The 26,515-nt window shown below is 70.5% G+C and carries 27 protein-coding genes; 9 read left to right on the forward strand and 18 right to left on the reverse strand.

All coding sequences use genetic code 11. From position 1 onward, the window contains the following. Positions 1–3: 3 nt before the first annotated feature. The 4 genes from CAE01nite_RS18735 to CAE01nite_RS06310 form a co-directional block, all read right to left on the reverse strand. Positions 4–270 (reverse strand): diguanylate cyclase domain-containing protein, encoded by a 267-nt coding sequence (locus tag CAE01nite_RS18735; protein ID WP_146901607.1) that lies wholly within the window; start codon positions 268–270, stop codon positions 4–6. Then, a complete protein-coding gene (locus tag CAE01nite_RS18910; RefSeq protein WP_371862888.1) occupies positions 257–499 on the reverse strand; it encodes a diguanylate cyclase domain-containing protein in 243 nt (80 codons plus the stop codon). Before CAE01nite_RS18910 ends, CAE01nite_RS18735 begins: the two co-directional genes overlap by 14 nt. Next, positions 381–941 (reverse strand): PAS domain-containing protein, encoded by a 561-nt coding sequence (locus tag CAE01nite_RS06305; RefSeq protein ID WP_146901610.1) that lies wholly within the window; start codon positions 939–941, stop codon positions 381–383. Before CAE01nite_RS06305 ends, CAE01nite_RS18910 begins: the two co-directional genes overlap by 119 nt. A gap of 930 nt (positions 942–1,871) precedes the next feature. After that, a complete protein-coding gene (locus CAE01nite_RS06310; RefSeq protein ID WP_146901612.1) occupies positions 1,872–2,468 on the reverse strand; it encodes a TetR/AcrR family transcriptional regulator in 597 nt (198 codons plus the stop codon). Positions 2,469–2,614: 146 nt separating this feature from the next. Between CAE01nite_RS06310 and CAE01nite_RS06315 the strand changes: the two genes are divergently transcribed. Both CAE01nite_RS06315 and CAE01nite_RS06320 read left to right on the forward strand, forming a co-directional pair. Then, a complete protein-coding gene (locus CAE01nite_RS06315) occupies positions 2,615–3,964 on the forward strand; it encodes an NtaA/DmoA family FMN-dependent monooxygenase (RefSeq protein WP_222595841.1) in 1,350 nt (449 codons plus the stop codon). A gap of 251 nt (positions 3,965–4,215) precedes the next feature. Continuing rightward, positions 4,216–4,740, forward strand: coding sequence for a flavin reductase family protein (locus CAE01nite_RS06320; protein ID WP_146901614.1), 525 nt, complete (start codon positions 4,216–4,218; stop codon positions 4,738–4,740). Between the two features lie 151 nt (positions 4,741–4,891). Here the strand turns inward: CAE01nite_RS06320 and CAE01nite_RS06325 are convergent, their stop codons facing one another. From CAE01nite_RS06325 to CAE01nite_RS06340, 4 genes are all read right to left on the reverse strand, one after another. Continuing rightward, entirely contained in the window at positions 4,892–5,377 is a 486-nt protein-coding gene (locus tag CAE01nite_RS06325) for a hypothetical protein (RefSeq protein WP_146901617.1), read from the reverse strand. A 69-nt stretch (positions 5,378–5,446) separates the two neighbouring features. Further along, the gene (locus tag CAE01nite_RS06330) at positions 5,447–5,965 is read right to left on the reverse strand and encodes a hypothetical protein (protein WP_146901620.1); all 519 of its coding nucleotides are present in this window, start codon (positions 5,963–5,965) and stop codon (positions 5,447–5,449) included. A gap of 289 nt (positions 5,966–6,254) precedes the next feature. Further along, positions 6,255–6,605 (reverse strand): hypothetical protein, encoded by a 351-nt coding sequence (locus tag CAE01nite_RS18495; RefSeq protein ID WP_246131042.1) that lies wholly within the window; start codon positions 6,603–6,605, stop codon positions 6,255–6,257. 244 nt (positions 6,606–6,849) lie between these two features. Next, positions 6,850–7,821 (reverse strand): DMT family transporter, encoded by a 972-nt coding sequence (locus tag CAE01nite_RS06340; protein ID WP_146901622.1) that lies wholly within the window; start codon positions 7,819–7,821, stop codon positions 6,850–6,852. Between the two features lie 30 nt (positions 7,822–7,851). Between CAE01nite_RS06340 and CAE01nite_RS06345 the strand changes: the two genes are divergently transcribed. Continuing rightward, complete coding sequence (locus CAE01nite_RS06345) at positions 7,852–8,403, forward strand: XRE family transcriptional regulator (protein WP_146901625.1); 552 nt, start codon at positions 7,852–7,854, stop codon at positions 8,401–8,403. Positions 8,404–8,444: 41 nt separating this feature from the next. Here the strand turns inward: CAE01nite_RS06345 and CAE01nite_RS06350 are convergent, their stop codons facing one another. Further along, positions 8,445–9,287: an SAM-dependent methyltransferase gene (locus tag CAE01nite_RS06350; protein ID WP_246131043.1), complete on the reverse strand. Its 843-nt coding sequence runs from the start codon at positions 9,285–9,287 to the stop codon at positions 8,445–8,447. After that, on the reverse strand, positions 9,287–10,297 hold the full coding sequence (locus tag CAE01nite_RS06355) for an NAD(P)/FAD-dependent oxidoreductase (RefSeq protein ID WP_146901628.1): 1,011 nt from the start codon (positions 10,295–10,297) through the stop codon (positions 9,287–9,289). Before CAE01nite_RS06355 ends, CAE01nite_RS06350 begins: the two co-directional genes overlap by 1 nt. Before the next feature lie 100 nt (positions 10,298–10,397). Between CAE01nite_RS06355 and CAE01nite_RS06360 the strand changes: the two genes are divergently transcribed. Next, positions 10,398–10,871, forward strand: coding sequence for a helix-turn-helix domain-containing protein (locus CAE01nite_RS06360; RefSeq protein ID WP_307724979.1), 474 nt, complete (start codon positions 10,398–10,400; stop codon positions 10,869–10,871). A 505-nt stretch (positions 10,872–11,376) separates the two neighbouring features. Here CAE01nite_RS06360 and CAE01nite_RS06365 read toward each other — a convergent pair. Then, positions 11,377–12,330 carry a DMT family transporter gene (locus CAE01nite_RS06365; RefSeq protein WP_146901630.1) on the reverse strand — a complete coding sequence of 318 codons (954 nt, stop codon included), beginning with the start codon at positions 12,328–12,330 and terminating at the stop codon, positions 11,377–11,379. On the opposite strand from CAE01nite_RS06365, the gene CAE01nite_RS06370 reads away from it, so the two are divergent. After that, complete coding sequence (locus CAE01nite_RS06370) at positions 12,329–13,735, forward strand: aminotransferase-like domain-containing protein (RefSeq protein WP_146901632.1); 1,407 nt, start codon at positions 12,329–12,331, stop codon at positions 13,733–13,735. The two genes, CAE01nite_RS06365 and CAE01nite_RS06370, sit on opposite strands and share 2 nt — an antisense overlap. A gap of 552 nt (positions 13,736–14,287) precedes the next feature. Continuing rightward, positions 14,288–15,100 (forward strand): alpha/beta fold hydrolase, encoded by an 813-nt coding sequence (locus tag CAE01nite_RS06375; RefSeq protein ID WP_146901635.1) that lies wholly within the window; start codon positions 14,288–14,290, stop codon positions 15,098–15,100. A gap of 337 nt (positions 15,101–15,437) precedes the next feature. Here the strand turns inward: CAE01nite_RS06375 and CAE01nite_RS06380 are convergent, their stop codons facing one another. Next, complete coding sequence (locus tag CAE01nite_RS06380; RefSeq protein WP_146901638.1) at positions 15,438–16,088, reverse strand: hypothetical protein; 651 nt, start codon at positions 16,086–16,088, stop codon at positions 15,438–15,440. 147 nt (positions 16,089–16,235) lie between these two features. Here CAE01nite_RS06380 and CAE01nite_RS06385 point away from each other — a divergent pair, with 147 nt between their 5' ends. The 3 genes from CAE01nite_RS06385 to CAE01nite_RS06395 all read left to right on the forward strand — a co-directional run bounded on the left by CAE01nite_RS06385 (position 16,236) and on the right by CAE01nite_RS06395 (position 21,192). Then, a complete protein-coding gene (locus CAE01nite_RS06385) occupies positions 16,236–16,406 on the forward strand; it encodes a heme biosynthesis protein HemY (protein WP_146901641.1) in 171 nt (56 codons plus the stop codon). A gap of 788 nt (positions 16,407–17,194) precedes the next feature. Then, positions 17,195–19,987: a putative bifunctional diguanylate cyclase/phosphodiesterase gene (locus CAE01nite_RS06390; RefSeq protein ID WP_146901643.1), complete on the forward strand. Its 2,793-nt coding sequence runs from the start codon at positions 17,195–17,197 to the stop codon at positions 19,985–19,987. A gap of 440 nt (positions 19,988–20,427) precedes the next feature. Continuing rightward, positions 20,428–21,192 carry a DUF6796 family protein gene (locus tag CAE01nite_RS06395; RefSeq protein ID WP_146901646.1) on the forward strand — a complete coding sequence of 255 codons (765 nt, stop codon included), beginning with the start codon at positions 20,428–20,430 and terminating at the stop codon, positions 21,190–21,192. Between the two features lie 274 nt (positions 21,193–21,466). On the opposite strand, the gene CAE01nite_RS06400 is transcribed toward CAE01nite_RS06395, so the two are convergent. From CAE01nite_RS06400 to CAE01nite_RS06425, 6 genes are all read right to left on the reverse strand, one after another. Next, positions 21,467–23,170 (reverse strand): alpha/beta hydrolase, encoded by a 1,704-nt coding sequence (locus CAE01nite_RS06400; RefSeq protein WP_146901649.1) that lies wholly within the window; start codon positions 23,168–23,170, stop codon positions 21,467–21,469. After that, positions 23,170–23,604 (reverse strand): LppA family lipoprotein, encoded by a 435-nt coding sequence (locus tag CAE01nite_RS06405; protein WP_146901651.1) that lies wholly within the window; start codon positions 23,602–23,604, stop codon positions 23,170–23,172. Before CAE01nite_RS06405 ends, CAE01nite_RS06400 begins: the two co-directional genes overlap by 1 nt. A gap of 83 nt (positions 23,605–23,687) precedes the next feature. Further along, positions 23,688–23,984 carry a hypothetical protein gene (locus CAE01nite_RS06410; protein WP_146901654.1) on the reverse strand — a complete coding sequence of 99 codons (297 nt, stop codon included), beginning with the start codon at positions 23,982–23,984 and terminating at the stop codon, positions 23,688–23,690. Between the two features lie 291 nt (positions 23,985–24,275). Further along, complete coding sequence (locus CAE01nite_RS06415; protein WP_146901657.1) at positions 24,276–24,626, reverse strand: histone-like nucleoid-structuring protein Lsr2; 351 nt, start codon at positions 24,624–24,626, stop codon at positions 24,276–24,278. Between the two features lie 522 nt (positions 24,627–25,148). Continuing rightward, entirely contained in the window at positions 25,149–25,478 is a 330-nt protein-coding gene (locus CAE01nite_RS06420) for a VOC family protein (RefSeq protein ID WP_146901660.1), read from the reverse strand. Between the two features lie 432 nt (positions 25,479–25,910). Beyond that, positions 25,911–26,477: a hypothetical protein gene (locus CAE01nite_RS06425; protein WP_146901663.1), complete on the reverse strand. Its 567-nt coding sequence runs from the start codon at positions 26,475–26,477 to the stop codon at positions 25,911–25,913. Positions 26,478–26,515 lie beyond the last annotated feature (38 nt).

Consider the following 26,515-nt stretch of genomic DNA (forward strand, 5'->3'; position numbering starts at 1 on the left):
GTGTCATCGACTTGTGCGGTCCTCCGGTGACGGGCGCAGGGCCGGTCGCGACGGCTTGCCGCGGTACATGTCGGCGTCGGCGGCGTCGGCGTGGGCGATCAGGTCGCGGGTCGTGCGCCCGTCGCGGGGGAACAGCGCCGTGCCGATGGTGACGTCAGTGCGGTGCTCGGCGCCGTCGACGGTGAAGGGCTGGGTCGGTGCATCGTGGCGGTCGACCACCACGTGCGCGGCCGCGGCCGCGTCGTCCAGGGGCAGGTCAGTCAGCAGCACGGTGACTCATCACCGCCGCGCCGGGCCGAGACGTCAACCGCGCGCAGGCGCCCTCGCAGAGTCCCGGCGCATGCATGAGGCACTCGTCACCAACGGTGTGCCCGTGGCTGTCATCGACCCGTTCGAAGCGGTCGATGTCCAGGAACAGCATCGCCACCGAGCGGTGGTGGCGGGTCGCCCGGATCACCTCCCGACCGGCCTGAGCCTCGAGGGCCGCCCGGTTCAGCAGCCCGGTCAACGGGTCCTGCGTCGCGGCGTGCAGGATCTCCTGGGGCCGCCGTGACCTGTGGGGTGACATCGTGCTGCACGCGCATGCACCGCACGATGGCCCCGGTGGCGTCGCGGACTGCCGAGACGCGGACCTCGTTCCAGAACGGGGTGCCGTCGGCGCAGTGACTCAGCACGCGCTCGTCGACGAACCACCCGGCCCGCAACGCCTCCCCCAGACGCCGCACCGCCGCCGGATCGGTATCCGGCCCCTGCAGGAAGCGGCAGTTGCGACCCAGCACATCCTCCGCCCGGTGCCCGGTCATGGCCTCGAACGCACCGTCGACGTAGACCAGCGGCAAGTCAGGATCGGTGACGCCGGCGACGGTGATCGAGGTGTCCGACGGGATCACGCACGAGGCGAGCATCGCGGCCAGCTCGTGTTCAACGCTCTGCAGGGCCACCTCCGCTCTCGTATCGATGCCCCCCAGCGTTCAGGGACGCTACCGGGACACCGTGTCTCGCGCCGCCTTCAGTGAAGGCTCAGAGATGACGCGCCGACGGTCGTGGGGGCGGGCCGGACGACCTACCGCCGCGTACCTCTGATCTGCCCATAGGCCGAAACTTCGTCCAAAACCTCCGCCTGCCCGAAACTCAGCCGGTTCACGTCACCGAGCGTCGTCCCCTGGTACCTGCTGCCCAAGACGATCGAAACCGGGCACCCTCTCCTGCGTTGTCGGGAGTCGACAACCAGCGAGCCCTCCTCGCCGCAGCGCCGGACGGCCCGCAGCGGTCGCGTGGGGGCGCGTGGTTGCCTGGCGCCATGGCGCTCCTCGGCTACGACGACTCGTTCCTGCTCGTGCCAGTGCCGCTCCCAGCGGCGACGACCACGACGTCGGCCGAGGTTGTGGCGTCGGACTACACACACGTCACGGTGCTGCTTCGACCCGACCGGCGGCTCGCGGCAACCGCCCCGCAGGTCGCGGTCTTCAATCAGCCAGTTCTGGAAGATCGCCGTGTGGGTGCGCGCCGACGAGCTGGCCGCAACCGGCTACCTGCTCGACAAAACCGACCTCCTGGCCGCCGTGCTGGCCCGCGACAACAGCACACCCGCCCCCGCCACGACACAGGCGTCCGACCTCGGCTCCTACCGGACCTTTTCAGGTACCAATCGCAAACATCACGAACCTCGAGCTGAGCACCCTCGACCAGGCAGACAGACTCACCAAGCAATCAGCCGCAGCCCCACAAACCACGCTCCGGACCGAGCCGACCTCCTGGGGCGACATCGCCCTCTGACGTCCGCCCCACGGTTACCGCTCATGCCGATGAGCGGACGTTGGGGCGCCACCGTCTTCACGTCCGGATCTGGTCGGGTCGCGGCCGTCAGGTTCCTACTCGGCGGTTGGTGCAGGCTCGGCCCAGCCCGAGCGCAAGATCGCTCGCAGTGCCCGGCTGGAGCTCTCGTCGGCCAGAGCAGCACCACGCAGCCATGCGGTGGCCAGCACGCTGAGGAAGAGCTCACGCGATCTGATCCAGGGCCGGGCATAGCCGTCGCGTTGAGCTGCGGTGAGCAGCTCGTCGGTAGCAGTGATGAAGGCCTGACACGTGATGGCCAGCGGGGAGGACTCCTCCGACAGGGCGACTCGCAGAGGGGCGGGCAGGCCGTCGAATGCGGTCACGTACTCACCCAGGGCGTCCAGCCACTGCTCTAGGGCGTGGTTCGAGTCACTCGACTCGGCCTTGATGATGCCGAAGCGGTCGAAGAGCTGCTCGTAGCGTGCCTGCAGCAAGGCCGCGATCAGCGCCTCGCGTGTGGGGAAGTGCCGGTAGAGGGTGCCGGGTCCGACGCCGGCTCGCTTGGCGATGGTCTCCAAGGACCCGCCCACGCCGTGCTGGCTGAAGAACTCCTCGGCGACGTCGAGGATGTGGCTGCGGTTGCGCGCCTTGTCCGCCCGCTGCCGGGTCGGCCTGACTTCTGCGGTACTCACGGCTCGATGCCCTTCGTCGGTTGAAGCGGAGGGTACCTCCTTGACGAAACGGAGGCTACCTCCGTAGTCTGCGATCGACAGCGGAGGCAGCCTCCGCGTGATCGCTCCGCAGCTCGTTTGCGGACGAGTGCCGACGACGTGAGGACATGACGGTCATGAGCAAGAGCTCGTTCCTGCTCGGAGCGGTGCTGGGCGAGATGCACGGCAACCACCCGGGAGCATGGCGGATGGCGTCGGCAGATCCGAACGCCTACACCGACGTGACGACCTTCGTCCGGGCGGCGCAGACCGCTGAGCGCGGGGGGTTGGACTACCTGTTCTTCCCCGACCGGGTGTTCATCTGGGGAGACCTGGAGTCGCGGCCACCCATCGTGACGATGGAGCCGACCCTGACGTTGGCTGCGATAGCTCCCGCCACGCGACGGATCGGCCTGGTCACCACCTTGTCGACCTCTTTCGTCGAGCCGTACACCATCGCCCGGCAGGTCAGAGCGCTGGATGTGATGAGTCATGGCCGCGCCGGCTGGCAGGCCATCCCCAGCTACGAACCGGAGGCCTTCGCCAACTACGGCCTCCCCGTCCCGCCGCGGGAGGAGAAGTACGAACGCTTCAACGAGGCCATCCAGATCACCCAGGCGCTGTGGGGAAGCTGGTCCAGAGCCGCAGGAAGCCCCGACAAGGCCACCGGCCGGTTCGCCGACACCTCACACATCCGCCCCGTCAACCTGACCGGTCGTCACGTCGGCTCCCGTGGGCCACTGCAGATCCCCCCGTCCGAGCAGGGGCAACCAGTGATCTTCATGCCCTTCGCCAGCGGTCTGGGTGTGCAGGCCGCGAGCTTGTACGCCAACGGCATCATCGCCCACCCCTCCTCCATGGAGGAGGCCAAGGCGCAGCGCGCCATGATGCGCTCGATGACCGTGGACGCCGGCCGGGAAGCGGACGAGGTCAAGTTCCTCTCCTTCTTCGCCCTCACCGTCGGCACCACCCTGCAGGAAGCTGTCGAGCGACGCATGGTGCTGGAGGAGGCCGCCGGGATCGAGGAGCGCCTGGCTCACCTGTCGGCCGTCCTCGGGATGCGCCTCGACTCCGCCGATCGTGACAAGCCGCTCACCAGCGCTCAAGTTGCGGCCCTGCGCCCCCACCCTGGCGCTGCTCAAGCAGGCCACGCCCTGCAACTTGCCCGCCAGGGGCGCACACCGCACGAGATCCTCGGTCATGGGGTGCTCGACCAAGCACCTTCCCTGGTCGGGACCGCCGAGCAGATCGCCGACATGCTGCAGGAATGGGTGCAGGCCGGCGCAGCCGACGGCTTCTCCGTCATCATCGATGACCTGCACGACGGGATGGACAACTTCGTCAACCAGGTCGTACCCGTTCTGCGGCAGCGAGGCCTACGCCCCGACGACTACGAGGGCACGACGCTGCGCGACCACCTCGGCCTGCCTCAGCAGCTGGGTCTAGACCCGCGACTGACAGCGGAAGCGGAACGCTGATCCGGCTCGTCGAACCTGATGGTGAGCGGCACGTCGAAGACCGGCCTGCCGGTGCGAGTTGAAGCAGCGTCACGAATCGCGTGCACCGACCCCCACCCGACATCGACCTCTCGGCAGGTCGATCTTGCGGACCCCGTCCGTGCCTCCATCTTCGGCCGAGCCGAGCCGAGCCGCGCCACGCGTTGCACGCGCCGCCGAGTCGACGTGCCCGCACAGGGCTTGTGACCCAACCCCGCCAGGAAAGGACCACCATGCAGGCCAGCCGTGACGGCGACCAGAGTTTGGTTCCGCGCGCTCCGACCGGACCCACCCCGCTGCAGATGCGCGAAGCCCTAGCCGGCTTCCCCACCGGGCTCGTCCTCGTCACGGCCGAGGTCGAGAGCCGGGTCGTGGGGATGCTCGCCAGCTCGTTCACGTCTGTGTCTTTGGACCCGCCGTTGGTGTCGTTGAACTTCGCGCGCACCTCGACCACGTGGCCGGTGCTGCAGCAAGCAGAACGGTGGGGGATCAGCGTGCTCGGTGACAACCAGGCCGGCGACGTTGCGCTGCTGTCCCGGCCCGCCGGCACCCGGTTCGAGGGCATCAGTCCGATGCCGACTCACCAAGGGGGCCTGGTCCTGCCCGGTTCCACGGTCACCCTCACGGTCACCCGGCATGCCGAGATCGACGCCGGCGACCACGTGCTGACCTTGCTGCGCGTGCTGGGCCTGGAGCGGGACGCAGCGCAGGCCCCGCTGGTCGTCTACGACCGCACCACCCATCGGATCGCGGCCTGACCGCTGCTGCTCCTGCGGGTCAACGACCCCGATGACCGCAGACACTCCCTGAGGTCGCCGTCAGCGCTCGAACTATCGGCGCCGCCTTACAGCTCGAGCGTCCTGTCATGCCGCCGTCCGCTCGGTGCCGGGGCGTCAACGCGCGACCTGGCTACTGAGTGCTGGGGCCGGCGAAGTACGGCTTTGAGCTCTCCCACCGTAGGCGGGGTTTCCAAGGCATGGGGAGCAGCAGCCCTCTGAGCGCTTCATGGGTGTCCTCACGGACATGACCATCCGGTGTTCGCACGCGGTAGGTCGTGGTGCCGCGGCCCTTGCCTACCTCGACCCGGCCTGCCACAGCCTCTTCGATGACGGCGTGCAGCAGGTCGACGCTCGCGGCCGACCGCGGAACCTCCCAACCCGGCGCGTCACCGATCCCTACGTAGATCTCCTCCGCCGAGTGCATCCACCACACGCGAACGGCTCCCTCGCGCAGTGGGACGACGTCACCTCCCTCGACGACGCCAGTGTCTGCAGCCTGCTCGGTTCCTACGGTCGCGACGCCCTCAAGCTGCTCCCCGAGCCGGCCAACGAGTGCACGCAAGTCAGAGGTGATGTCGTCCAGCGGCAGCGGACCGGGACTGCTCTCACGGGTCACTGCCCCATCGTCCCGTACTGCCGGGCGTCGTCAGGCTCATGCCGCGCCGAGTTCGCGGCCGGCATCCGCTCATGCCGCCGTCCGGTACGTCCGGCTGCCGACAGCTCGCCGACCGCTGGCTTCGCGGTCCTGCCGATGACCGGTAGGTCGTCGATGGACACGAACACGGCCTGGCGAGGTCCTGCGGACACACGAAGGCCCGCTCAACAGACTCCCCGACTGACGCCCGTGCAGCAGCTCCCGCGGCTGTGAGAGCACGGGATTCAGGGACGCGACGGCGTAGGCGTTGCTGATGTGGAGCTGGGCGGTGGCGCGGTCGAGCAGCGCAGGGTCCTGCGGGCTGAGGACGACACCGAGAGGTGTCCCGAAAGCGAGGACGGCGACCTTGTGCTGCGGACCGTCGGCGAGCGGGCCGTCGCTACGGTCGACGACGCCGATCCACCACCCGGCCCACTGGAACGAGCGGGGGTCGGCGATGGGAACGACGCCGAAGCCACGGCCGGCGAGCCAGCTCTTCCATGAGGCGAGCGCGTGCGTGGCTGGCAGGTCCGCGAAGGCGGGCAGGTGGGTGAGCGGCACCTCGGTCACTGAGGACAGGCAGCTGCGAGGCCGCGTACGAGCGGGCTGGTGGGCCCGTCTAGCAGATCGACCTGGATCATCTTGGCTCCGACGGGATGGGCGGTGGGATCTACGGCGCGGTCACGTCCGTCTCCATGGTGAGCTCGAGCCCACCTTCGACCTGCCCCGTGCGCAGCGATGTGGTCACGCCGCCCAGCGCTGTCAGGTCGTGGACGTGAGTACCCCCGCAGGCGATGTCGGTGCGACCGGCGGGAAGCTCGCACACCCACGTGCGCCGCGCGGAGAGCGCGTCGTCGGCTCACTCGATCCGGACCGCGCCGCCGGCGCCGATCCAGTGGGCGAGCTGGGCGTTGACTCGCTCCGCGACTGCGGAAGGGTCGTCCAGGGTGGTGGTGGTGAACCCCTTGCGGCGCAGTGACTTGCCGATGCGGTAGGTGTCGACGGACCGGTAAGGCTGGATGCGGGAGCTCTGGATCGCCAGCGCGTCGAACGCCGGGTTGCCGAGTGCATCGGTCGGTACGGGCTTGGTCCAGGCGGCCGCGAGGGCGGCGAGGTGGCAGGCGGTGTGAGCGGCGGACAGCCCCGCCCGGTGGTCCTGATCGACGTCGACCCGGATGTGTTCGCCGACCGCCGGCGGTGACGGCGTCAACGATGGGCTGCTCGCCCTGATCGGTGGTGAGGGTTCCGCGGTCGGCCGGCTGGTCCGGCCATGCGGTGTCGACCGGGTGGCATGCCGTCGTGTCGAGAAGTACCGCATTCCGGCCGTCGTCGAGGAGCTCGACGTGAAGCACCGATCCGATGGAGGTCGTTGCACCGTCGGGGTAGGTGACGACGGTGTCCGATGTGGGCAGTGGCATGGCGGTGTTCCGTTCGTGCACGGTAGGAGTTGCGGGCTAGGGGACCGTCACGGTTCCGGGCGCCGGCGGTGGGTGTGCAGCCGGCGGGTCGGCGGTCGTGAGGCGGTTGTTCCGTCCGCGCGGTTTCAGCTCGCTGACGAGCACTCCGGCGACGATGAGTGCTGCGCCGGCCAGCGCGAGGCCGGGGAGCCTGTCGCCGGCCAGGCGGCCGACGACACCGGCCCAGACGGGCTCGCCGGCGTAGATGACGGTCGCGCGGGTCGGTGAGACCGATTGCTGGGCCCAGTTCATCGCGAGCTGGATCAGGCAGCTCGCAGCGCCGAGCCCCAGTCCGGCGGCGACCCAGACCCAGGAGAACGACGGGACGCCTTCGCCGAACACCGGCATGGCGAGCAGTGACAACCCACCCCCGACGAGGAGCTGCACCACGGTGACCCGTCCGAGGTCGACGGTCCCTGCGTACTTCCCGATGAGGACGATCTCCGCTGCGATGGCGACAGTGCTGACCAAGGTCAGGGCTTCACCGGTGCTCAACGAGAGCCCGGTGGCGTCCGGCCCGGCCAGCAGGAGCAGCCCCGCGAACGCGAGGCCTACGCCGACCAGTGCTGGCAGCGAGGGAGGCCGGCGGAACGCGGCCCACTGCAGCAGCGGCACCAGCGGGACGTAGAGCGCCGTGAGGAAGGCCGAGGTGCTGCTGCTGATGGTCTGCAGGCCCACCGTCTGCAGGGCGTAACCGAGGAAGATCGTGACACCGATCAAGGACCCCGCAACGAGTTCGCGGCGAGTCAGCCCGCGCAGGACCCGCCGGAAGATGACCACGCTGATGAGCCCGGCGAACACGAAGCGGACGCCGACGAAGAACAGCGGGCCGCTGTGGTCCATCGCCGTGTGGACGATGAGGAACGTCGTGCCCCATAGGGCGGTGATGCCGACCAGCGCGAGCTCGGGCCGGGACAGCAGGGGCGCTCTCCCGGCCAAGGGCGCGGTCCGGTCACGGGTGTGCAGCATCCTGCGCACCGTACGTGTAAGATACTGCACATGCAAGCCGCCCGTCACGACGTGCTCGTCTATGTGGCCAGCAACCTGCGCCGCTTGCGGCAGGCAGCCGGCCTCAGCCAGAGCGGGCTCGCAGAGGCATCCGGGATCAGCCGCCGCACGATCATCAACGTGGAGGCCGGCGAAGCCAACATCAGCCTCTCCGGGCTCGATCGCCTCGCCGAGGCGCTCGGCGCGACCTTCGCCGACCTCGTGACGCCACCGACCGCGACCCGGACGTCGTTGGACGTCCTCGCGTGGCGAGGCTCGCGGCCCGAGAGCAAGGCCTCGCTCCTCGGGACGGTGCCCGTTCGGGCCGAGGCTCAGCTCTGGTCCTGGACCCTCGGCCCGGGCGACCGGTACGACGCCGAACCCGACCCGCTGGGCTGGCACGAGATCGTCATCGTGACCGCGGGACACCTCCGCATCGAACGCGAGCACGAGGTCAGCGAGCTGACCGCCGGGGAGCACGCCATCTACTCCAGTGCCCAGCGGTACTCCTACGTCAACGCACACGACGGCATCACCGCGTTCGTCCGCAACGTCGTCTCCTGAGCACGCGCCACCGACCGGAAACGACCGTTGCTGCCGCCAACTCAGTGACGTGCGTGGCGATCGAGCGACACCTTGAGCGCGCGGTCGCCGGGTCGTCTGGGCGGCGCTGACCGGGTCTCCGCTGCGGTAGGGGTGGGTGCGCGCCGGACCACGGCAATGACGGTGTCAGTGACCGTGGCGTGCTGGCCACCGGGGCCGGCGGCCAGCCGGTCGCGGTCTTCGGCGATGGCGACGTCCCATTCACCCGGGTCGAGCCGGAATCCGTCGAGGGTCTGCTGGGGAGTGGGGAACACCGAGTCCGGGTCGGCCCAGGACCACGGGGGCACCGAGGCGTGATCGACAACGAGCAGCATCCCGCCCGGCGCCACCGCGGTCGCGGCCCGAGCGAGGACGGTCGGCCGGTCCATGGCCACCGGTGACTGGAAGTAGGAGGCGGTGACCAGGTCGAAGGTGCCCTGCGGGAACGTGGCCGACAAGTCGTGCTGCTGCACCCGCACGCGCTCGGACAGGCCCTGGTCGGCCGCGAGGTCGGCCACCCGGTGCAGGGCGGTGGCCGACACGTCGACACCGGTGACGTCCCAGCCGCGGCGGGCGAGCCACATCGAGTCGCCGCCCTGCCCGCATCCCAGGTCTAGCGCGCTGCCGGGTGCCAGCCCGGCGACGATGTCGACGAGCACCGCGTTCGGGGCGCCGTTGCCGACCTGGCTGGAGGCGTAGTGGGGCTCCCAGAACGCCTCCGCGTCCTGAGCGACCGCGGCGCGCTGGGCCGCGGCGCGGGCCTGAGCGCTGTTCGCGCCGCTGGCCGCCAGGGCCTTCGGGTAGGTCACCATCCGGGCCTGGCGGTGGTCCCAGTAGGAGGTGCCTGGCCGGTTGCCCGTGTCCATCACGCGCCTGCTCGCGGTGCGCTGGTGAGGCGGGCCCGGTGAGTAGAGACCGCGGCCGCGACGTCTTCGCCCATCAGGTCCATGTGGATCGAGGAGCCCGCGGTAGCGCCGGCAGCAGCGGAGTTGATGACCTGGGCCATCGGAGCGGCGACGTTGCCCGCGGCCCACACCCCGGGCATCGTGGTAGCGCCGGTGGCGTCGGTCGGTAGGTAGCGACCCAGCACGGCGCCGCCCATTTCCAGGTCGCTCATCGACAGGCCGAGGTCGGCGACCAGGTCCTCGCGCCCGGCGAGGCCGGTCCCGATGGCGACTGCCTGGCGGGCGATCACGCGCCCGTCGGCCATCTGCACCCCGGACAGGGCTCCGTTCGTGGTCGTGACCGCGGTGACCGGCCCGACGACCCACGGGACGCCGAGTGCGGCCAGCTGCTCGACCTGCTCGTCGCTGGGGTCGGGGGCGGTGTGCTGGAAGTACACGACGTCTTCGGAGAGCCGCCGGAACAGCAGCACCTGGTGCACCGCCATCGGCGAGGTCCCCAGGACGCCGATCGCCTGGGCCCGCACTTCCCAGCCGTGGCAGAACGGGCAGTGCAGGACGTCGCGGCCCCACCGCTCGGCCAGCCCGCCGATCTGGGGAAGCACGTCGAGCAGGCCCGTGGCCAGGAGCAGCCGACGCGCGCCCACGGTGGTGATCGACCCGTCGCCGGTGCGGACGTCGACGGTGAAGCGGGCGGCGTTGGGCTCTGGGTCGCGCAGGATGACAGCGCCGGCCGCGGACCCCTCGACGACCTCGACTCCGTAGGTCTCCGCTTCCGCGCGGGCCGTCGCGCGGAGGTCGGCCGGCGCGCCGCCCTCGGCGTAGAGGTAGTTGTGAACCCCCTGCGCGGGGGCATTGCGGGGGGCGCCAGCATCGATCACCAGCACCCGGCGGCGCATCCGGGCGGCGATCTTGGCCCCGCTCATCCCGGCGGCGCCGCCACCGACCACGACCATGTCGTACGTGTTGTTCATGCCGCTCACGGTGCGCGCACCCTCTGCGTGCCACCAAGATCTCTTGCAGTTCCTGCAAGTCCAAGGGTGCGCATACGACGGCGAAGGTGATGGTGGCGACATGGACAAGAGCGGTGACGCCGCGAGCGAGGTGCTCGACGCGCTGGGTGAACGGCTGCGCAGGCGGCGGCGGGACCGGGCGATGACGCTGGCCGACCTGGCCGCAGCGACAGGTGTCTCCGAGAGCCTGCTGTCCCGCCTGGAGACCGGACGTCGCCGCCCCACCATCGACGTGCTGCTGCATCTGGCCCGCGTGCACCAGGTCACCCTCGACGACCTGGTCGGCGCACCGGCCACCGCGGACCCCCGCATGCACCCCCGCCCATCCCAGCGGTTCGGCATGACGTGGCTGCCGCTGAACGGGCGTCCCGGTGGCATCCAGGCCTACAAGCTGATCCTGCCCGCCGGGTTCGGCGGGTCCCAGCCCGAGCAGCGCAGCCACGAGGGCTACGAGTGGCTATACGTCCTCACCGGGCACCTGCACCTGCGCCTCGGCGACCACGAACTCGTCTTGGCGGCAGGGGACGTCGCCTAGTTCGACACCCACACCCCGCACGCGTTCGCCAACACCACGCACACCGCGACCGAGGCGCTCATGCTCATCGGCCCGCAGGGCCAACGCGCGCACGTCCGAGCCCGCCCCACCCCCAAGAAGACGAGTCCCGCGTTGACCTGAACAGCCCTCGAGCGAACAGTCCTCCAGCGGACATAGACCTGGCACGGTGTTCGGAGACGACCGTTGGTGAGCACGCGGCCGCGCACCGCGACCGAACTGGCCGGGGCAGGGACCGCGATCATTGACCCGCACGCGGCACAGCTGGCAGCGCACGAACATGCCGCGGATGGTGCGCGTCCGGGCCCGAAGGTGCGCGCGGCGCTGAGGGCGGGAGACGACGACTCACCGCTCTGCGGCACACCGCGTTACCGGCAACGACGGGGGATGTTGCGAAGGTGAGCAGCCCCGACGGGCGCACGCTCGGGCCGCTGCCGAGGTCGGCCAAGGTGGTCCTGGACACCTCGCTCGACCTCGGCCGGGTGGGTCATGAGGCACCGCGGGTTGTGGCGCCTGAGGTCCTCGTTGCGTCCAGGCGGGTGCGCACGGCGCTGCGTGCGCAGGCGATCACTGTCAGCCCGGCGAGGACGGTGGCCCAGGTGACGTGCTCGTGGAGGATCACCGCTGCCCAGACGATGCTGAGGACGGGCTGCACGAGCTGGACCTGGCTGACCTGAGTCATCGGGCCGATGGCCAGCCCCCGGTACCAGGCGAAGAACCCTAGGTACATGCTGAAGAGCGAGAGGTACGCGAATGCGAGCCACTGCACGCCCGTGCCGGCTGGCGGTCCCTCGGTCACGGAGATGCCGGTGAGCGCGAGCATGAGTGGAGCGGCCAGCAGTAGCGCCCACGACACGGTCTGCCAAGCGCCGAGTTCCCGGGCCAGCAGGCCACCCTCGGCGTACCCGGCTGCGGCGCAGGCAACCGCGGCGAACAGGAAGAGGTCCGCCCAGTGCGGCGACTCGAAGCCGCCGTTCTGGAGTGCGGCGAACACCACGACCGCGACGGCTCCCAGTGCCGCCCACATCCAGAACCGGACCGCGACACGCTCGTTTCCACGCAGCACCGCCATGACGGCCGTTGCCGCCGGTAGCAGTCCGATGACGACGGCGCCATGGCTGGCTGGGGCCTGCGTCAGGGCGTAGGACGTGAGCAGCGGGAATCCGACGACGACCCCGCTGGCCACCACCGCCAGGCGCGCCCACTGGTTGCGGCTGGGCACCCGCTGACGTGTCAGCGCCAGGACCGTCGCCGCCACCGCCGCCGCGACCACCGCCCGTCCGGAGCCGATGAACAGCGGCGACAGACCGTCGAGCGCGGCGAGCCGGGTGAGCGGGACCGTCAAGGAGAAGGCCACCACGCCGAGCAGACCCCAGCCGAGCCCGGACCTGCGCGATAGCGTCGTTGCTCTCGATTGGGTAGCGCTACTCTTTGCCGTCATGGCCGACGATAGCGCAAGCCGGATCGTGGCAGCCCTGCGTGCCTGGATCGCGACGGCGGCCGGCGGTGCGCAGCTACCCTCCAACCGGGCCCTGATGGCCCAGTACGGCGCCAGCCCGGTCACCGTCCAGAAGGCGATCCGCCAGCTGACCGCTCTCGGCCTGGTGGAGAGCCGGCCAGGAGTCGGCACCTTCGTGCGCACACAGCGGCCCGCCCGGGCCGTCGACTACGCCTGGCAGACGTCCGCACTGGGCGCCCGACCGTCGCGGGTGACTGGTCTGTCCGCCACTCAGCGGGCGTCGATGCCGGACGCGATCCGGCTGCACTCGGGCTACCCGTCCAGAGACCTGCTGCCCGAACGCATGATCCGTGCGGCGCTGGCCAGGGCGAGCAGAAGCGAGGCGGCGCTCACGCAGTCGCCCGTCGGGGGGCTGCCCGAGCTGCAGGCATGGTTCGCGTCCCAGGTAGCGACCACGCCCACCGACGTGACGCCCCCCGGCGCCCGAGACGTCCTCGTCCTCGCCGGCAGCCAGGGCGGGTTGAGCTCGGTCTTCCGTGCCCTCGTCGGCCCGGGAAGACCGCTACTGGTCGAGTCGCCGACCTACTGGGGAGCCATCAAGGCCGCCGAGCAAGTCGGCGTGACCCTGGTGCCCGTACCGGGCGGCGCGGACGGCCCAGACCCCGACGAGGTGGACCGCGCACTCGCCGCGACCGGGGCACGCGCCTTCTACGTCCAGCCGAACTTCGCCAACCCCACCGGCACCCAGTGGTCGTCCGCTACCGGTCGCGCAGTTCTCGACATCGTCCGGACCCGAGGTGTGTTCCTCGTCGAGGACGACTGGGCGCACGACCTGGGCATCGACGCCCAGCCGCACCCCCTCGTCAGCCAGGACCACGACGGTCACGTCGTCTACCTGCGCTCGTTGACCAAGACCGTGTCACCCGCCCTGCGCGTCGCCGCCGTCATCGCCCGCGGGCCGGCGCGCGACCGGATCCTCGCAGACCGTGCAGCCGAGACGCTTTACGTCAGCGGCGTTCTCCAGGCCGCAGCCCTGGACGTCGTCACCCAGCCGGGGTGGCCCGCTCACCTGCGCAGCATGCGGCAACAACTGCGTGTGCGCAGGGACCTGCTCATCGACAGCGTTCGAGCACACGCCCCGCAGATCGGCATCGACCCGGTCCCCGTGGGCGGGCTCAACGTGTGGGCCAGGCTCCCCGACGGCAGCGACGTCGACGCGCTGGTGCGCGCATGCGAGACCAGAGGACTGCTGGTCGCACCCGGCACCGAATGGTTCCCGACCGAACCGTCCGGCCCCTACATCCGCCTCAACTACTCCAGCGAGGACCCCAGCCGGTTCCCCGAAGCAGCCGACCTTCTCGGTACCGCGCTCCGCAAAACGACCTAGCCGAGGGGCGGCGGTGCAGCCGGCATCCGACACTTCCGCCTACGCCGCCGTCCAGCGCACCTCGGCATCCGGTCATGCCGCGGATGGCGCGCGTCCGAGCCCGAGCGTGGGCTCGACGCCGGAGACCGAGGACGACTCACGGCTAGGTGACACGCCGCGTCACCGGCAGGGAAGCGGTAGGGGCCGGGAGCTGGGGCGTGGTGCTCGTTGCCACGACCCAGGCGCCTGCCGGCCGGTCTCGCCGTAGCGACGCGTCCGGACTGGGCTGCCTCTACCGTCAGGATATGCAATCTGTGACTGGAGGCGGCCGGCCCTGGGCGGGAGCAGCCGTTGTCCGTGCGTTGACAGTGGCCGCCGGGCTGCTGAGCGCGTTCGCCTGGGGGCTCCGCGAAGTGGTGGAGGAAGCGCGCTCCTACGCCACCGTGCACGGCTTCCCCGCGGACACCTCCCGCGACGAGGCGACGACGGTCGTCCTGCTGGCACTCGCAGGTGGGCTCCTTCTGATAGCGGCCGCCGTGGGGCGTCCACGGGGCGCCTCGCCCATGCGCCGACATGGTTGAGGCAGGCCCGGCCGGGGAGCCGATTGCCGTCTCGTCAAGCGGCCCGGACGGGGCACAGACCCTCCTGCTCCTTCATGGTGTGGGGACCACGGGGTGGATGTGGCGACGTCTGGTGGCCGACCTGTCGAGCGACCTTCACGTCCTTGTCGTGGACCTGCCCGGGCACGGGGCCAGCGCCGCCCGGCCGTGGCGTTCGCTCGCGGACACCGTGGACGCCGTGGCTGGGGTCATCCACTCCAGCGCCCGCGACGGCCGGGCCCACCTGGTCGGTCTGTCGCTGGGCGGCTACGTGGCGCTCGAGCTGGCCGCAAGGCGTCCCGAGCTGGCACTCAGCGCCACGGTGAGCGGCGTCAACGTGCTCCCCTTCCCACGGCCGCGATTGATGCGGCTGGCCGGGAGGCTGATGTCGCCCTTCATGACGGCGGGTCCGCTGCTTCGGGCCAACGCCCGCGCACTCGCGGTGCACGCGTCCGACTACGCCGGCTACGCCGCCGCAGCCCGCTCCATGGCTCCCGGCACGTTCCTCGCCGTGGGTGAGGACCTGTTGACCTACACCGTGCCCGCCGTAGCCGCCACCTCGACGACGCGGGTCCTGGCGATGGCCGGGTCGCAGGAGCAGGTGCTGATCCGTCGATCCCTGCCAGTGGTCGCCACCGCCTTCCCGCAGGGCGAGGCCCGGATCGCCCCCGGCGTGGGTCATGCCTGGAACGGGCAGTCCCCGGAACTGTTCGCAGCCGCAGTCCGAGCCACCGTCAACGGCGCCGCACCTCCGCCGGCGCTGCTCAAGCCGGAGGCCGACGGCTGAGCGCCGACGACAGTGCCCTGAGCGCATCTCCCAATCCGTCCGCAAGACGACGATGATTCACAGCTCGTGACAGAACGTGTTACCGACGAGCGATGGCGGACTGCGAGCCACCCGGACCGACCCAGGAATACGCCTGCGGCAGCCGTGCGCCGTCCGGATCTGCCGATGAGCGCTAGATCGCTCGGACCCGCGCTCGTAGCGGATGAGCGAGCGCACGTGGGCGGTCACATGGGGGGCCCGGACGCCATCACAGGCCTGAACTCGATGCCCGTGAAGCCTGGCGAAGGGTGGCATTCGGTGGAGCAATACGCGACCCGCCTGCACGCTGCGCACCCTGTCATATGGCAGACAGCAACAGTGGAAGCCAATAGATCGCTGCCATCACCGCCGCGCCTGAGGCGCCGATGAGAGCAGTGGGCCGGACCAGTTTCCCCGGGAGCCGGATTGCAGCCCACGCCCCGAACGCTGCAGCCCCACAGCCCAACGGCACCGCCATGACAAGCCAAAACATCGCGTTCAGCAGCCAGCCGCCGAGGAACACTGTGCCAGAACCGCCTACCCAGCCGCCCCAGGTGGCGAAGGTTTGTGCGATGCCGGCGCCGACTATAAAACCGCCCGCGGCGCCGGCCCAGGCGTGCCGCCTGATCACAGAGCGGCTCAATCGGCCAGGTCCATACTTCTCGACCAACCATGACAGCGGAATCCCCAAGATGTAGGTGGGAGGCGCGATGTATAGAAGTGGCATCATGAGGAGCAACGGAACGAGCACGACGTAAGCGGCGGCGGCGCCAGCGAGGCGGCGCCACCGCCGCTCGGAGGCCGTCGCTCCGAACGGATGTGCCGTGGCGCTGGATCCGGTTCGGGTCGCCGACATGACGCCAAGTATCGCAACCATGTCGCGGAGCCGACCGTCGAGGCCCGCCCCGCTGACTGCCCAGACATAGCGAAGTGATGCCGCGAGGAGGCACAGCGCCTTGTGCCGGGGCATCCGGACACGCCGTTGGTGCGCGTCGCGAACGTTTCGAGCCGCCGCAAGCGGTCCTGCGATGTCCGGTAGTCGCTGAGCGCGCTCGGGACGCGCCAGCGTCTACTATCCGGAAGGAAGATGGCCAAGCGCACGTAGCGAGGAGTCGACATGGGCAAGACGCCGTTCGAGGAGCAGCGCGAAGCCCAAGACTTCCGCGAGCTGCCAGACCCGGTACGCCTCGAAGACACGGTCTCGACGCAGGCAACCAACGACGCACCCGATCCGACCATGGGCCGGGACGCCGATACCGAGTGGCTTCTGAAGTACGGCGCAGGCTGACGGGTCGGGTGAGCGCGGCTCACGCCACCTCGACAGCCGGGGCCGAACCGCTGCACGGTCAGCGCTGGACGTCGATGGGCGCACGGGCATGCCGCTGTCCTCGCGTGCCCCCGTGCTCGTGCCGACGCGACATGAGCACCCCAGTTGCGACTGTCTCGCTGATCATTGCGACCTCTCGGAGTCGGACGCGCTACGCGTCCGCACCGTAGACGTGCTCTACGGCTCGGCTCACGGCCTCTCCGAGTGCCGTTGTCTCGTCGCCAGTGCTCCCACCGAATGAGCCGGTCGCCTGGGTGACGAGGCCAGCGCTCGCCAGGTTGCACAAGCACTGATGTGCCGCTTCGTCGTTCGATTCCGTGGCACGGGCAACTGCACCTGGTGTGCTCTGGCTGTCGACCTTGCCTCCCGACCCCGACAGATGGCTTCTCGTCGGCACGCTCGCGCACCGGCGGCCATGCCGTCCATCACGAGGATCCTTGATCCCCCCTGGGAGCAGGCGTGGCTGCACGCTGCGGCCCGGCACCCAGGACTGACGGCGTTGGCCGGGTGCCGCCTCGAGTGCGGTGCGCGCATTGGAGGAGCTTTCCTCCGTTCGATCGGATCGCCATCGACCACAGCGTGGCTGCACCGGGAGGAGGAACGCAGGCCCGACCAGTCTCGGTGGTCTCCGCGCGGCCGATGTGGACCTTGCCCGCCGATCCGACCGACGAAAGGGGCTCCTCGTGCACCAGCCATCCGTAGTCACACCAGTGGCCCGGACGGGCGGGACCTCGACCCTGACGACCCGGGTGGTCCTGCGCTTGGTCGCCGACAGGCTGGGCGAGCACGGTGTCGAGACGGTGTTGAGGACCGCCGGCCTCGAGGGACAGCGCGAGCTGCTGGAGAGCCGGACGGGCCGGGTCGGGTACGAGACGAAGGTCGCCGTCTTCGCCGCCGCCACGCAGGTTCTGGACGATCCGCGGTTCGGGTTCCATCTGGCGGCGCTGATGCTGCACGACCCGGCGTTCGCACTGGTGCGCTCGCTCGTCGCCGTGGCCGGCTCACCCCGGCAGGTGCTCCGCTACATCTCCCGGGTCTCCACCCGGTTCGACACCGCCGCGGTCTTCCGCTGTGAGTTTGCCGGGACCACGTCGGCGAGGGTGGCGTGGGAGGTGTTGGCACCCAACCGGGCGCACCGGGTCGACTGCGACTACAACATGGGAATGCTGCAGCAGGTGCCCGTCCTGTTCGGGCTGCCGCCTGCCACGGTGCGCCACGAGGCATGCCAGCTCGACGGCGCGCCGGAGTGCCGATACCACGTCGCGTGGACGGCCGGTGGACCTGTGCAGCGAGCGCGGTCATGGTGGCATGCCCGCGCCACCGCCACGGGCGAGGCATTCGACGCCGGCCAGTACGAGGTGCGCATCGCGGGCCTTGAGGCCGCCGGGATGGATGTCGTCAACGGTGGGCCGCTCACCGACGTCCTGCACCGCATCGCCTCACGTGCGAACTCTGCGCTGCACGCCCCCGGCCACCTCCTGGCGGTCACGCTCCCGTCTGCAGACACGCACGTGCACCGCGCAGGTGTCGGCGCCGCGCTGGAGCCCGCGATCGCGCGGCTGCAGGAGGCCGTTCCGGGTGTGCACGTGGTCGCCGGCCACCCGGTAGTCACCGCGTCTGTCGCCTCGGCCACGAATCACTACGGGGTCCTCGCTGTGGTGGGGAGACCCGGCCAAGACTTCTTCCCCCACGACGCCGACACCCTGGCTGCCTATGCCCGCCACGCAGCGGCGGCCCTGCAGGTTTCGGCCGGTCTGACGCACGCGGAGCAGGAAGCCCAGACCGCCACGCTGCTGCTCGACGTCGCCCGGACGTTGCCCCAGCACCGCTCCGTCCCCGCGGTCGCCGACGCGGTCGCCGACGCGGTTCCGCCGCTCACGAGTGCCCAACGATCTGCGTTCGCGCTCGTCGACCCCGATACCCGTGCGGTGACCATCGCCGGAAAGTCCGGCTGGCCTGACGAGCTCGTCGCAAAGGTGGAGCGGTACGTCACCAACCCCGACGAGAGCCCGGAGCTGTGCGACCAGTTGCTGCGTGGTCCCGAGCCCGTGCTGCTCGACTCGCGTAGCTCGCCGTGGGCCCGGGAGATGCTCGCTTCCTTCGAGGTCGAGGCCATGGCGGCCGTTCCGGTGGCCCACCACGGGCAGTTGCTCGGCCTCCTGCTTGCTCATTGGGTGACCGGCGCCCCGGACCAGTTGGACGAGATCCTGACCACGCGCCTTTCCGGGTTGGCGGGCTTGGCCGCTGTCGCACTGGACAACACCCGGCTCCTGGAGCAGGCGCGTCGCCAGGCACTGCACGATCCGCTCACGGACCTGCCCAACCGCGTGCTGCTCGAGGACAGGCTCGACCAAGCACTGGCCGCCGCCCGGCGCACGGCGACCCGGGTCGGCCTGCTGTTCTGCGACGTCAACCGGTTCAAGCGAGTCAACGACACCCTTGGTCACGCCGCTGGCGACGAGCTGCTGCGCAGGCTGGCTCACACACTGCGGACCTCGGTCCGAGATGGAGACACCGTCGCGCGCCTGTCCGGTGACGAGTTCGTCGTACTGCTCCCTCACGTGCACGACGACGGAACCCTGCGCGAGGTGACTGCGAACATCCGCGCCCAGCTCGCCGAGCCGATCGCCGTCGCGGGCAACGACATCTACGTCAACATGGCCATCGGGCTTGCGATCAGCGACGGATGGACCCCGGGAAGCACCCCGAAGCGACCCAAGCCGGCGGCTGACCTCATCGCCCGAGCCGACCGCGAGATGTACGTCCTCAAGGCACGCACCCGGGGCCTGCCCACGCCCATGGACGGCGGCGCCGACCGCCTGCGCCTGGAGACCGACCTGCACGACGCCGCCGCACGGGGCGAACTGGTTGTCCACTATCAACCCCAGACCGACGCCCGCAGCGGACAGGTCCTGGCCGTCGAGGCCCTCGTCCGCTGGCAGCACCCTGAACTCGGCATGGTGCCCCCGTCGGTGTTCATCCCGATTGCCGAGGACAGCGGCGCCATCGACCAGATCGGCGCTCATGTCCTGCGCCAGGCCTGCCGCACTGTCACCGACTGGTACGTCGACGGGCTACCGCTGGAGGTGGCGGTCAACGTCTCGGCCAGCCAGCTGCACTCCGACAGCTTCGCCGACCTGGTGCGCACCGTTCTTCAGGAAACCGGCCTCGCGGCACACCGGCTGGTCCTCGAGGTCACCGAGACCCAGGTCGTGGCCGACGCCGCCAGCGGCACTCACCTGCGCGCCCTGCGCGACCTCGGTGTGGGCATCTCCGTCGACGACTTCGGCACCGGGTACTCGTCCCTGGCCCAGCTGCGCCGCCTGCCCGCCACCGAACTGAAGATCGACCAGTCGTTCACCACCGAGCTCCCCGACTCCGCCGCCTTCGTCAGCGGCATCATCGCCCTAGCCCACAGCCTTGGCCTCCGCGTCGTCGCCGAAGGCGTCGAGCGACCCGACCAGCTCCAGGCACTCATCGACGCCGGGTGCGACCGCGCTCAGGGGTACCTCCTCGGCCGCCCAGCACCACGCCCTCGCTGACCGTCGACATCACAGATCGCGGCAATGGCCGCCGTGGCGGGGGTCAGTTGTCGCGAGCGAGGCGACAGACGAGGCAGCCTCGACGGATTCTCAGAGCATGCAATGCTCCACGCGACGGCGTCGCCCGGCAAGCATGTGACGGCGATACCGACATGTACGCCAGGTCGTGGTCATGGCACCGCCCGAGCGTCGGGAAGTGGGTTTGGAGGCCTGACCGAGGGCGTCGTTACCAGAGGGATGAGCGTCACTCGGCCTGCGCGAGCGTGTGCGTCGCCCACAAGCCCGTGACACCGTTGGGAAGCTCCACCGGCCGTTCCCCAGCCGATCGGCTCGTGGGCTTCACCAGGACCTTCCTCGCCCGGGAGGGGGTTTGAGTGGCAGCTTCTTGGCCGCTGACCGCGCTGCCTCGACCGCAAAGGCATCGCGGCTAGCATGCCGTCGTGGTCAGATCGACTGCCGTTCAGCGACCCGCCGGCCGCCGAGGCCTCGCCTTGGTCGGCTTGACCGGAGCCCTCCTGTCCGGGATCGGCGACGTGCTCATCCTCGGCCGGCCCTGTTCCGGCCGGGACTTCGACCACGCTGCCGGAATGGTCCCGCCGCACATCGATGCCGACGCCACATGGCGGTCGTTGTGGAACGGCGCCGCCCTCCCCGTGCGTCGCATCCGTGCCGGAACGCTCACCGGCGACGTCGGTATCGCCCTGCTGCAGTGGCGGGCCATGCGGGGCATCGGTCGAACCCTCCCTGCCGGGCGCGAGCGCCAGATCGCCGAGGCGTCGGCAACCGCGTTCGCGGTCGCCGGCGTTCTCACCCACCAGTGCTGCGGCACGGTGATCCTGGCGTACAGGAAGGCGAGGGAAGAAGCCCTCGGGTCCGACGACGAGGCCCGTCGTTCGCCCCGCTCCGCCACTCCCCTGCTGGCGATCAGCACGGCCGCGACGCTCGGCGCGCTCGCCGCCTACAGTGCCGGCCTCACGGTGGCGGCGCTGCGTCGCCCCGACTCCGCCTCCGCGTGGCAGTCGGTCGTGACACCCCTTCCGTCGGTGATGGCGACGTTGCTGAGCTTCGGCGCTCTACCCGCTCCGGTCGGCGGGTACGCCCGTCCTGCGTCCATCAGCATCGGTCTGATGGCGTACTTCGCCGTCACCGCCGCGTCGGGTCAGCGTTGGAGCGATCGACGTGCCGCCGGGTCGATGGTCAGCTGAGGCCGACATGGTGAGAGACCGCAGCGCTCCACTGGAGCCGCGCGGCGGAGCTCACCACATCCATCCGCTCCCATGGGCGTGCTGCATGCGTCCGCGGACCGCGTCCTCACCCAGCGCGGGCGCCTCTGCTACGGGACGTCCGACGCCCTTGACGCCACGCAGCGAACGGCACCCGTGTCGTCCGGTCCGGCCGGGCGGGTTTCCGTCGTGACGATCACCCGGGGTCGGGGTTCCAGCTCGCTCTGCCGGCGCGTCGGCCCTCACGCCGGCCGCGTCACCCGCCCCACGGGACGACAGGAAAGCTCAGGACGTCCCCGAATCCCCTCTCTCGACCGTGGATCGCCTGATCCGGCAGGCCCGCCACGACGACCGCGATGTTGTGCTGACTCGTCGAGTCCCTGACGAGGTAGTCCGAATGCCCCTCGACCTCGGCCAGCGGCGCGCCGCCCGGGTCCCTCGTGACGCTGGAGGACAGCTGGTTCACCCCGTCGAGGTGGGACGGGTCGACGCCGAAGCGGGCCAGGTCGTCGACCGGGTCGTTCTTCGCCTCCACGTGGTAGACCGCCCCACCCACCTGGAGGTCCCCGACGTCGGACGTGCCCAGACCCGGCGAGCCGAACGCGACGAAGTCGTCGACTCCGGTCCCCTCGCGCAGCGCCAGACCGGTGGTCGTCGAGCCATAGGAGTGAGCCAGCGCGGTGAGGTGGACGTCGCCCTCGCGGCCGGCTGTCACCCCCTGGAGGAACGGCGCGAGATCGGCCGCGCCCCGCTCGGCGGCGCCCTGCCCGGCGACCGAGTTGGGACCCAGGGTCTCCCCCCACTGGGGCGCCTGGTAGCCCAGCCAGCTGACTGCGGCCACGGTGTCCTCCGGCCTCCCGGCACGCCGCAGGGCGAACAGCGACCTCTCCCGCAGCGCCACCATGTCCTCGTCGTAACCGGCCAGGCTCCCGTCCACCGTGGTGGTCATGCCCGGGGTGAAGACCGCGACGTGGTCGGCGGTGTCGATGTCACCGACGGCGACGGCCGCGGTCACGCGCTCGCCACTGGTGTCCAGCAGCAGCAGGTGGTGGTCCTGGAGCCCGATCGCCTGCTGCACCCGCTCCACCGAGGCGACCTTCGCCTCTGCCTCTGCCAGCTCCTGCGCCGTCAACCCGTACACGGTCGAGGCGCCGGGCGGCCACATCGGGATGTCGTCGAGCTCGGCGCGGAGCCTGTCCACGTCTCTCCTGAGCCCCTCGAGCATCCCGGGCAGGCGGGCACGGTTGGCCTGGTGCCGCACCGCACCCGGGATGCCGTCGAGTCCCGCCACCCGCTCCGGGTGGTGGTCGAGGAGACGCTGCTGCTCCGTCGCACTGAGTGAGGCCCACCAGTCGGCGTTCTGCTGCGGGCTTCCGCTCCGGGGAGGCTGCGGAGCGCTGCCCGCGTACAGGAACGACCCCAGCAGCGCGGAGAGTCCCGGGTCGGACGTGTGGAGGACGGCGTCCCGCTCGGCTCGGTCCAGAACGGCGGTGAGGTCGGCGTCGACGGCCACGGCGAGCCGCAGGACCGCCTCGACGTCGTCGACGATGCCGTCACGGAGGTGGCGCCGGTCCGCCTCGTAGGCCGCGACCTCGTCCTCGGGGAGCTGCACGGGCGAGGAGACGTCGACGACGACACCGTCGTCGGTGACCGAGAAGCGCTGGCGGGCAGCCCTGTCCGCAACGGCGCGGACCCGTTGCTCCAGCGCGGCGACGCCGTCGGCGGCCTCGGCGAGGGCGCGGCGGACGGCGGCGGACTCGGCCGCGAGCTCGCTGACCGCAGTGACCAGCGTGCCGCGCTCGTAGGCCGCCGCGTCCGCCGCGTCACCGTGCCAGCCCTCGGGCGGCGTCTTCAGCAGCTCACCGGCCTCCACGAGCCGGTCGACATCGGCCCCGAGCGCCCCCTGCGCCTCTTCCAGCGACGTCGCGCTCCATCTGCGGACGTCCCCGAAGGTGACCATCAGCTGGCGGGGGCGGAGGACGACTCGGTGGGGTGGCAGCCGGTCAGGAGCGAGAGCGCCGTCGCCAGCTGGGTCCCGAAGTCCACGTAGCCGCCGTCGGACTTGGCCAGGCGCACCAGGTGGTCCCCCGGCTCGTCGATCACGGTGTCGAGCTCGGTGAACCCGTGCTCGCCGACGATGTCCTGCACGGCCTTCAACGCGGCCGGCCAGTCCTGGTCGCTGATCGGCCCTGCCGAGCCCAGGTTGAGCGCGATCCCTGACCCACCCTCGACCTCGTCGCAGAGGAACCCGGTCACGGGCTCCCGGCCGTGCTGCGACCAGGGCCCCACCCCGTACTCGGTGGTCAGCGCGTCCTGGACCCGCTCCATCATCGCCGTGTACTCGACCTCGACCACCTCGATGGAGGGGCGCTGCTGCCCGGTCTCTCCTCCCACCGGCGACTCCTCACTCGACCCACATCCCGACAGCGCCAGGACCAGCGCCGCTCCCACAGCGGGCAGCCACCTGTGGCGGCCGCTCACCGGCCGTCCCCGAACCTGCGCGCCGCGCCGGCTTCGTGGCCGGCGTACCCGTCGGCAGAGGAGCGAAGACCCGACGCATGACCCTGCGCCGCCTGCACCCAGGCGCCCTGCTCCCCCCGCCACGCTGCGGCAAGGCTCTGAGCCCGCTGCGCCGCCGCCGACCCCGGCATGGCGGTGCCCACCGCGCCCAGCCTGCCGGCCGGGTCAGCCCCCTCGGCCTGCACGGCTGACTGCTGCGCGCGCGTGGCGGCGTCGCGCAGCGCGCCGATGTCCACCTCGTACCCGGTCACCACGCCCCCTGCTGCCGTAGCCCGCTGGCCCGGGCGTCGCCTTTCTAGCAGGTCGGTCGAGTCGACGTGGCTGCGGAGCGGTCCGGGTCGTGTCGTGCGCCCCGTCGAACGACGCACGCATCAGACCCGGACGTGCCCGGAAAGCGGCCCATGGTCGTCCGGGCAGTCGGCAGGGGTCCCCTCGCTCGCGTAGGAGCCCTTTCCCATCCGACGCCTCGGAGGGGTCGCCGAATACGCGTCGCGCCTGCCGCACGGATGCTCCTCACCCGTTCCGGTGAGGAGCATCCGGAGGTGTTACTTGCCGGAGTCGCGGAACCTCTGGATCACGTCGGCCGGGATCCGGCCACGCGCAGGAAGCTCGACGTTGTTGGACTGGGCCCATGCGCGCACAGCCTTCGGGTCGTAGTCGCGGCTCGCCTTGCCGCCGCGCGAAGGTGTCGCGGCAGCAGCACGGCGTCCGCCGACCTTGCGGGCATGCGTCACGTACGTGTCGAGCGCCTGGGCGAACTTGTCCGCCTGCTTCTCGGCCAGATCGATCTCGTACTCGACACCATCCACGGCGAACGTCACCGTGCGGCCCTTGCCGTCCTCGATCGCCTCCCCCGTGATGTCATCGATAAGTTGGACAGTTGTCTTCTGCGCCATGACCTGCTCCCGCTCTCTCTCGTCCACTTCGATCGGCGTCCAACATATCGCGGGATACGCGCGCCGACTACCGGATGTCGGCGAGGAGCCTGATCACTAGGTCGCGACTTCGCAGCTCTGAGCGGTCCTCGGTCATCACGTCCACGCCCTACATCCTCGACGTGGAGCCGTGGATCCCGACCCCGTTGCACCTGCCCTTCGCGGATATCTCGCGCGATATCGCGGCAGGACCCGTCGCCATGCCCAGTCCGATCTGCGTGCCTGGGTGCCAGGAACGCGGCTCCGAACCGATGGCCGCCAGGCGGCCACGCATCGTGGTCGACATACGGTCGATGCACGACACCCGCGGTGACACGGCGTCGTCGGTGCCCGCAGGAGGTCGGTCGTAGCCGGCTGCTACCGCACCCACACCGGGCGTCACCACCATGCTCGACGCCTGCGTCGACCTACGAGTCGGGACGGTGCGAAGCCGCTCCCCTCAGGGACCCCGGTTCGCTGACGGCGGGCACGACCCGCGCGGTCTCACGCGTGCGGTTGATCGAAGACGTAGAAGACGTTGTCGCCCGGCGCACAGAACCCGGCAACCGATCCGCCGGGAATCTCGTACGTGGCGACCAGGATGGCGATGCCCGGGTGCTCCGAGATCCACGCGTCCAGGTCGTCCACCAGGTACATCGGGCCTGCCGGCTGCTTGGTCGTGGACAGCATGACCTGAGCCGACCGATCGGGAAGCCAGAACGCCACCGTGTCATCGCCGTCTCGCCAGGCTTCCTCGAACTGGAGGTCCTCGCGGTGGAAAGCGACCGCCTCGGCGAGGTCCGGCACGGGCTGGTAGATGAACCGCAGCTTCATCGACACCCCTCTGGTCGCGCGACCATACGGACGCGACACGACGGATCAGCGCAGCCGACCACGAGCTGATCGACTCTCGGGACCGTGCTTCGGACCCTAACGTCGGCCCCGTCGCCAGTGCACGCATATGCCCCGTCCGTGTGAGCCGGGGGGCGCTCGGGTCCCTCGCTGTCGACGCCGATCCAGACCGATATCCCTGCCGCTGTGGGAATCGACTGGGAGCGGCACGCGGCCACGGCGGCGGAAGCGCTCCAGCGGCCCGCCAAGCGTCCGGACGAGGAATACACGTCCGTCGGCTGGCTCGATGCTGGCACGGCACGCCAGCCCAGGGGCAGTATCACGCCGGCCTTTCCGGACTCCTATGCCGCGGCGGTCCAGGACATGCCGTGCACGTCGGACTGGCGAAAACGGACCGCGGGTTCGTGCCGAGTCTCATCGACTCCCGGCGACGCCGTGGGACGACGCGGGCTCGCCTGTGCTCACCGTCGCTGAGCGGACGCCGACCGCAAGTGCGGCCACCTCCACGCCGTACCCGACGAGGCTGCCGTGCGGGAAGTAGGAGAAGACAGCGGTGCCGGCCACGATCACGACGGGGGTCGCCGCGAGCAGCGCCGCCCACCACACCGGGACCCGATGCCGGCGGTAGGCGAGCACTCCCGCCACTGCGCCGCACACGCAGACGGCCAGCAGGAGCGGGATCTCGGCGCCCCAGAAGAGGTCCCATGGGTCACCGAGGCCAACCCCGCCGTAGCTCATCAGCGACGCCGGCGCACCGAGCAGCGTCGACCATGCCAGCACCGCGGTGGATCGCCCGACTGCCTGCGAGGCGCGGAGCAGAGGCACACCGATGAGGATGAACGAGGGGGCGATCAGGAGACCGAACAGGACGTAGTGGTCGCGGATCCCCGCTGCGGCTCCGGCGGCCCGGATCAGGTCGAACGACTCAGCGCCCTCCAGACGCCGAGCCCAGCCCGGGGCCGCGTCTCCGTCCCAGGTCACGACCTGCGGCGGTAGCAGGAAGGCAGCCCAGACGGAAC

The sequence above is a fragment of the Cellulomonas aerilata genome (genome assembly GCF_007991755.1).
Classification (GTDB): domain Bacteria; phylum Actinomycetota; class Actinomycetes; order Actinomycetales; family Cellulomonadaceae; genus Pengzhenrongella; species Pengzhenrongella aerilata.

What these genes read in the sequence shown, in the direction of transcription:
- CAE01nite_RS06315 (WP_222595841.1), top strand. Translation starts at nt 2,615, where the DNA reads ATGACGGTCATGAGCAAGAGCTCGTTCCTGCTCGGAGCGGTGCTGGGC.
- CAE01nite_RS06320 (WP_146901614.1), top strand. Translation starts at nt 4,216, where the DNA reads ATGCAGGCCAGCCGTGACGGCGACCAGAGTTTGGTTCCGCGCGCTCCG.
- CAE01nite_RS06340 (WP_146901622.1), bottom strand. Translation starts at nt 7,821, where the DNA reads ATGCTGCACACCCGTGACCGGACCGCGCCCTTGGCCGGGAGAGCGCCC.
- CAE01nite_RS06345 (WP_146901625.1), top strand. Translation starts at nt 7,852, where the DNA reads ATGCAAGCCGCCCGTCACGACGTGCTCGTCTATGTGGCCAGCAACCTG.
- CAE01nite_RS06350 (WP_246131043.1), bottom strand. Translation starts at nt 9,287, where the DNA reads ATGGACACGGGCAACCGGCCAGGCACCTCCTACTGGGACCACCGCCAG.
- CAE01nite_RS06355 (WP_146901628.1), bottom strand. Translation starts at nt 10,297, where the DNA reads ATGAACAACACGTACGACATGGTCGTGGTCGGTGGCGGCGCCGCCGGG.
- CAE01nite_RS06360 (WP_307724979.1), top strand. Translation starts at nt 10,398, where the DNA reads ATGGACAAGAGCGGTGACGCCGCGAGCGAGGTGCTCGACGCGCTGGGT.
- CAE01nite_RS06370 (WP_146901632.1), top strand. Translation starts at nt 12,329, where the DNA reads ATGGCCGACGATAGCGCAAGCCGGATCGTGGCAGCCCTGCGTGCCTGG.
- CAE01nite_RS06365 (WP_146901630.1), bottom strand. Translation starts at nt 12,330, where the DNA reads ATGACGGCAAAGAGTAGCGCTACCCAATCGAGAGCAACGACGCTATCG.
- CAE01nite_RS06375 (WP_146901635.1), top strand. Translation starts at nt 14,288, where the DNA reads ATGGTTGAGGCAGGCCCGGCCGGGGAGCCGATTGCCGTCTCGTCAAGC.
- CAE01nite_RS06380 (WP_146901638.1), bottom strand. Translation starts at nt 16,088, where the DNA reads ATGCCCCGGCACAAGGCGCTGTGCCTCCTCGCGGCATCACTTCGCTAT.
- CAE01nite_RS06385 (WP_146901641.1), top strand. Translation starts at nt 16,236, where the DNA reads ATGGGCAAGACGCCGTTCGAGGAGCAGCGCGAAGCCCAAGACTTCCGC.
- CAE01nite_RS06400 (WP_146901649.1), bottom strand. Translation starts at nt 23,170, where the DNA reads ATGGTCACCTTCGGGGACGTCCGCAGATGGAGCGCGACGTCGCTGGAA.
- CAE01nite_RS06415 (WP_146901657.1), bottom strand. Translation starts at nt 24,626, where the DNA reads ATGGCGCAGAAGACAACTGTCCAACTTATCGATGACATCACGGGGGAG.
- CAE01nite_RS06420 (WP_146901660.1), bottom strand. Translation starts at nt 25,478, where the DNA reads ATGAAGCTGCGGTTCATCTACCAGCCCGTGCCGGACCTCGCCGAGGCG.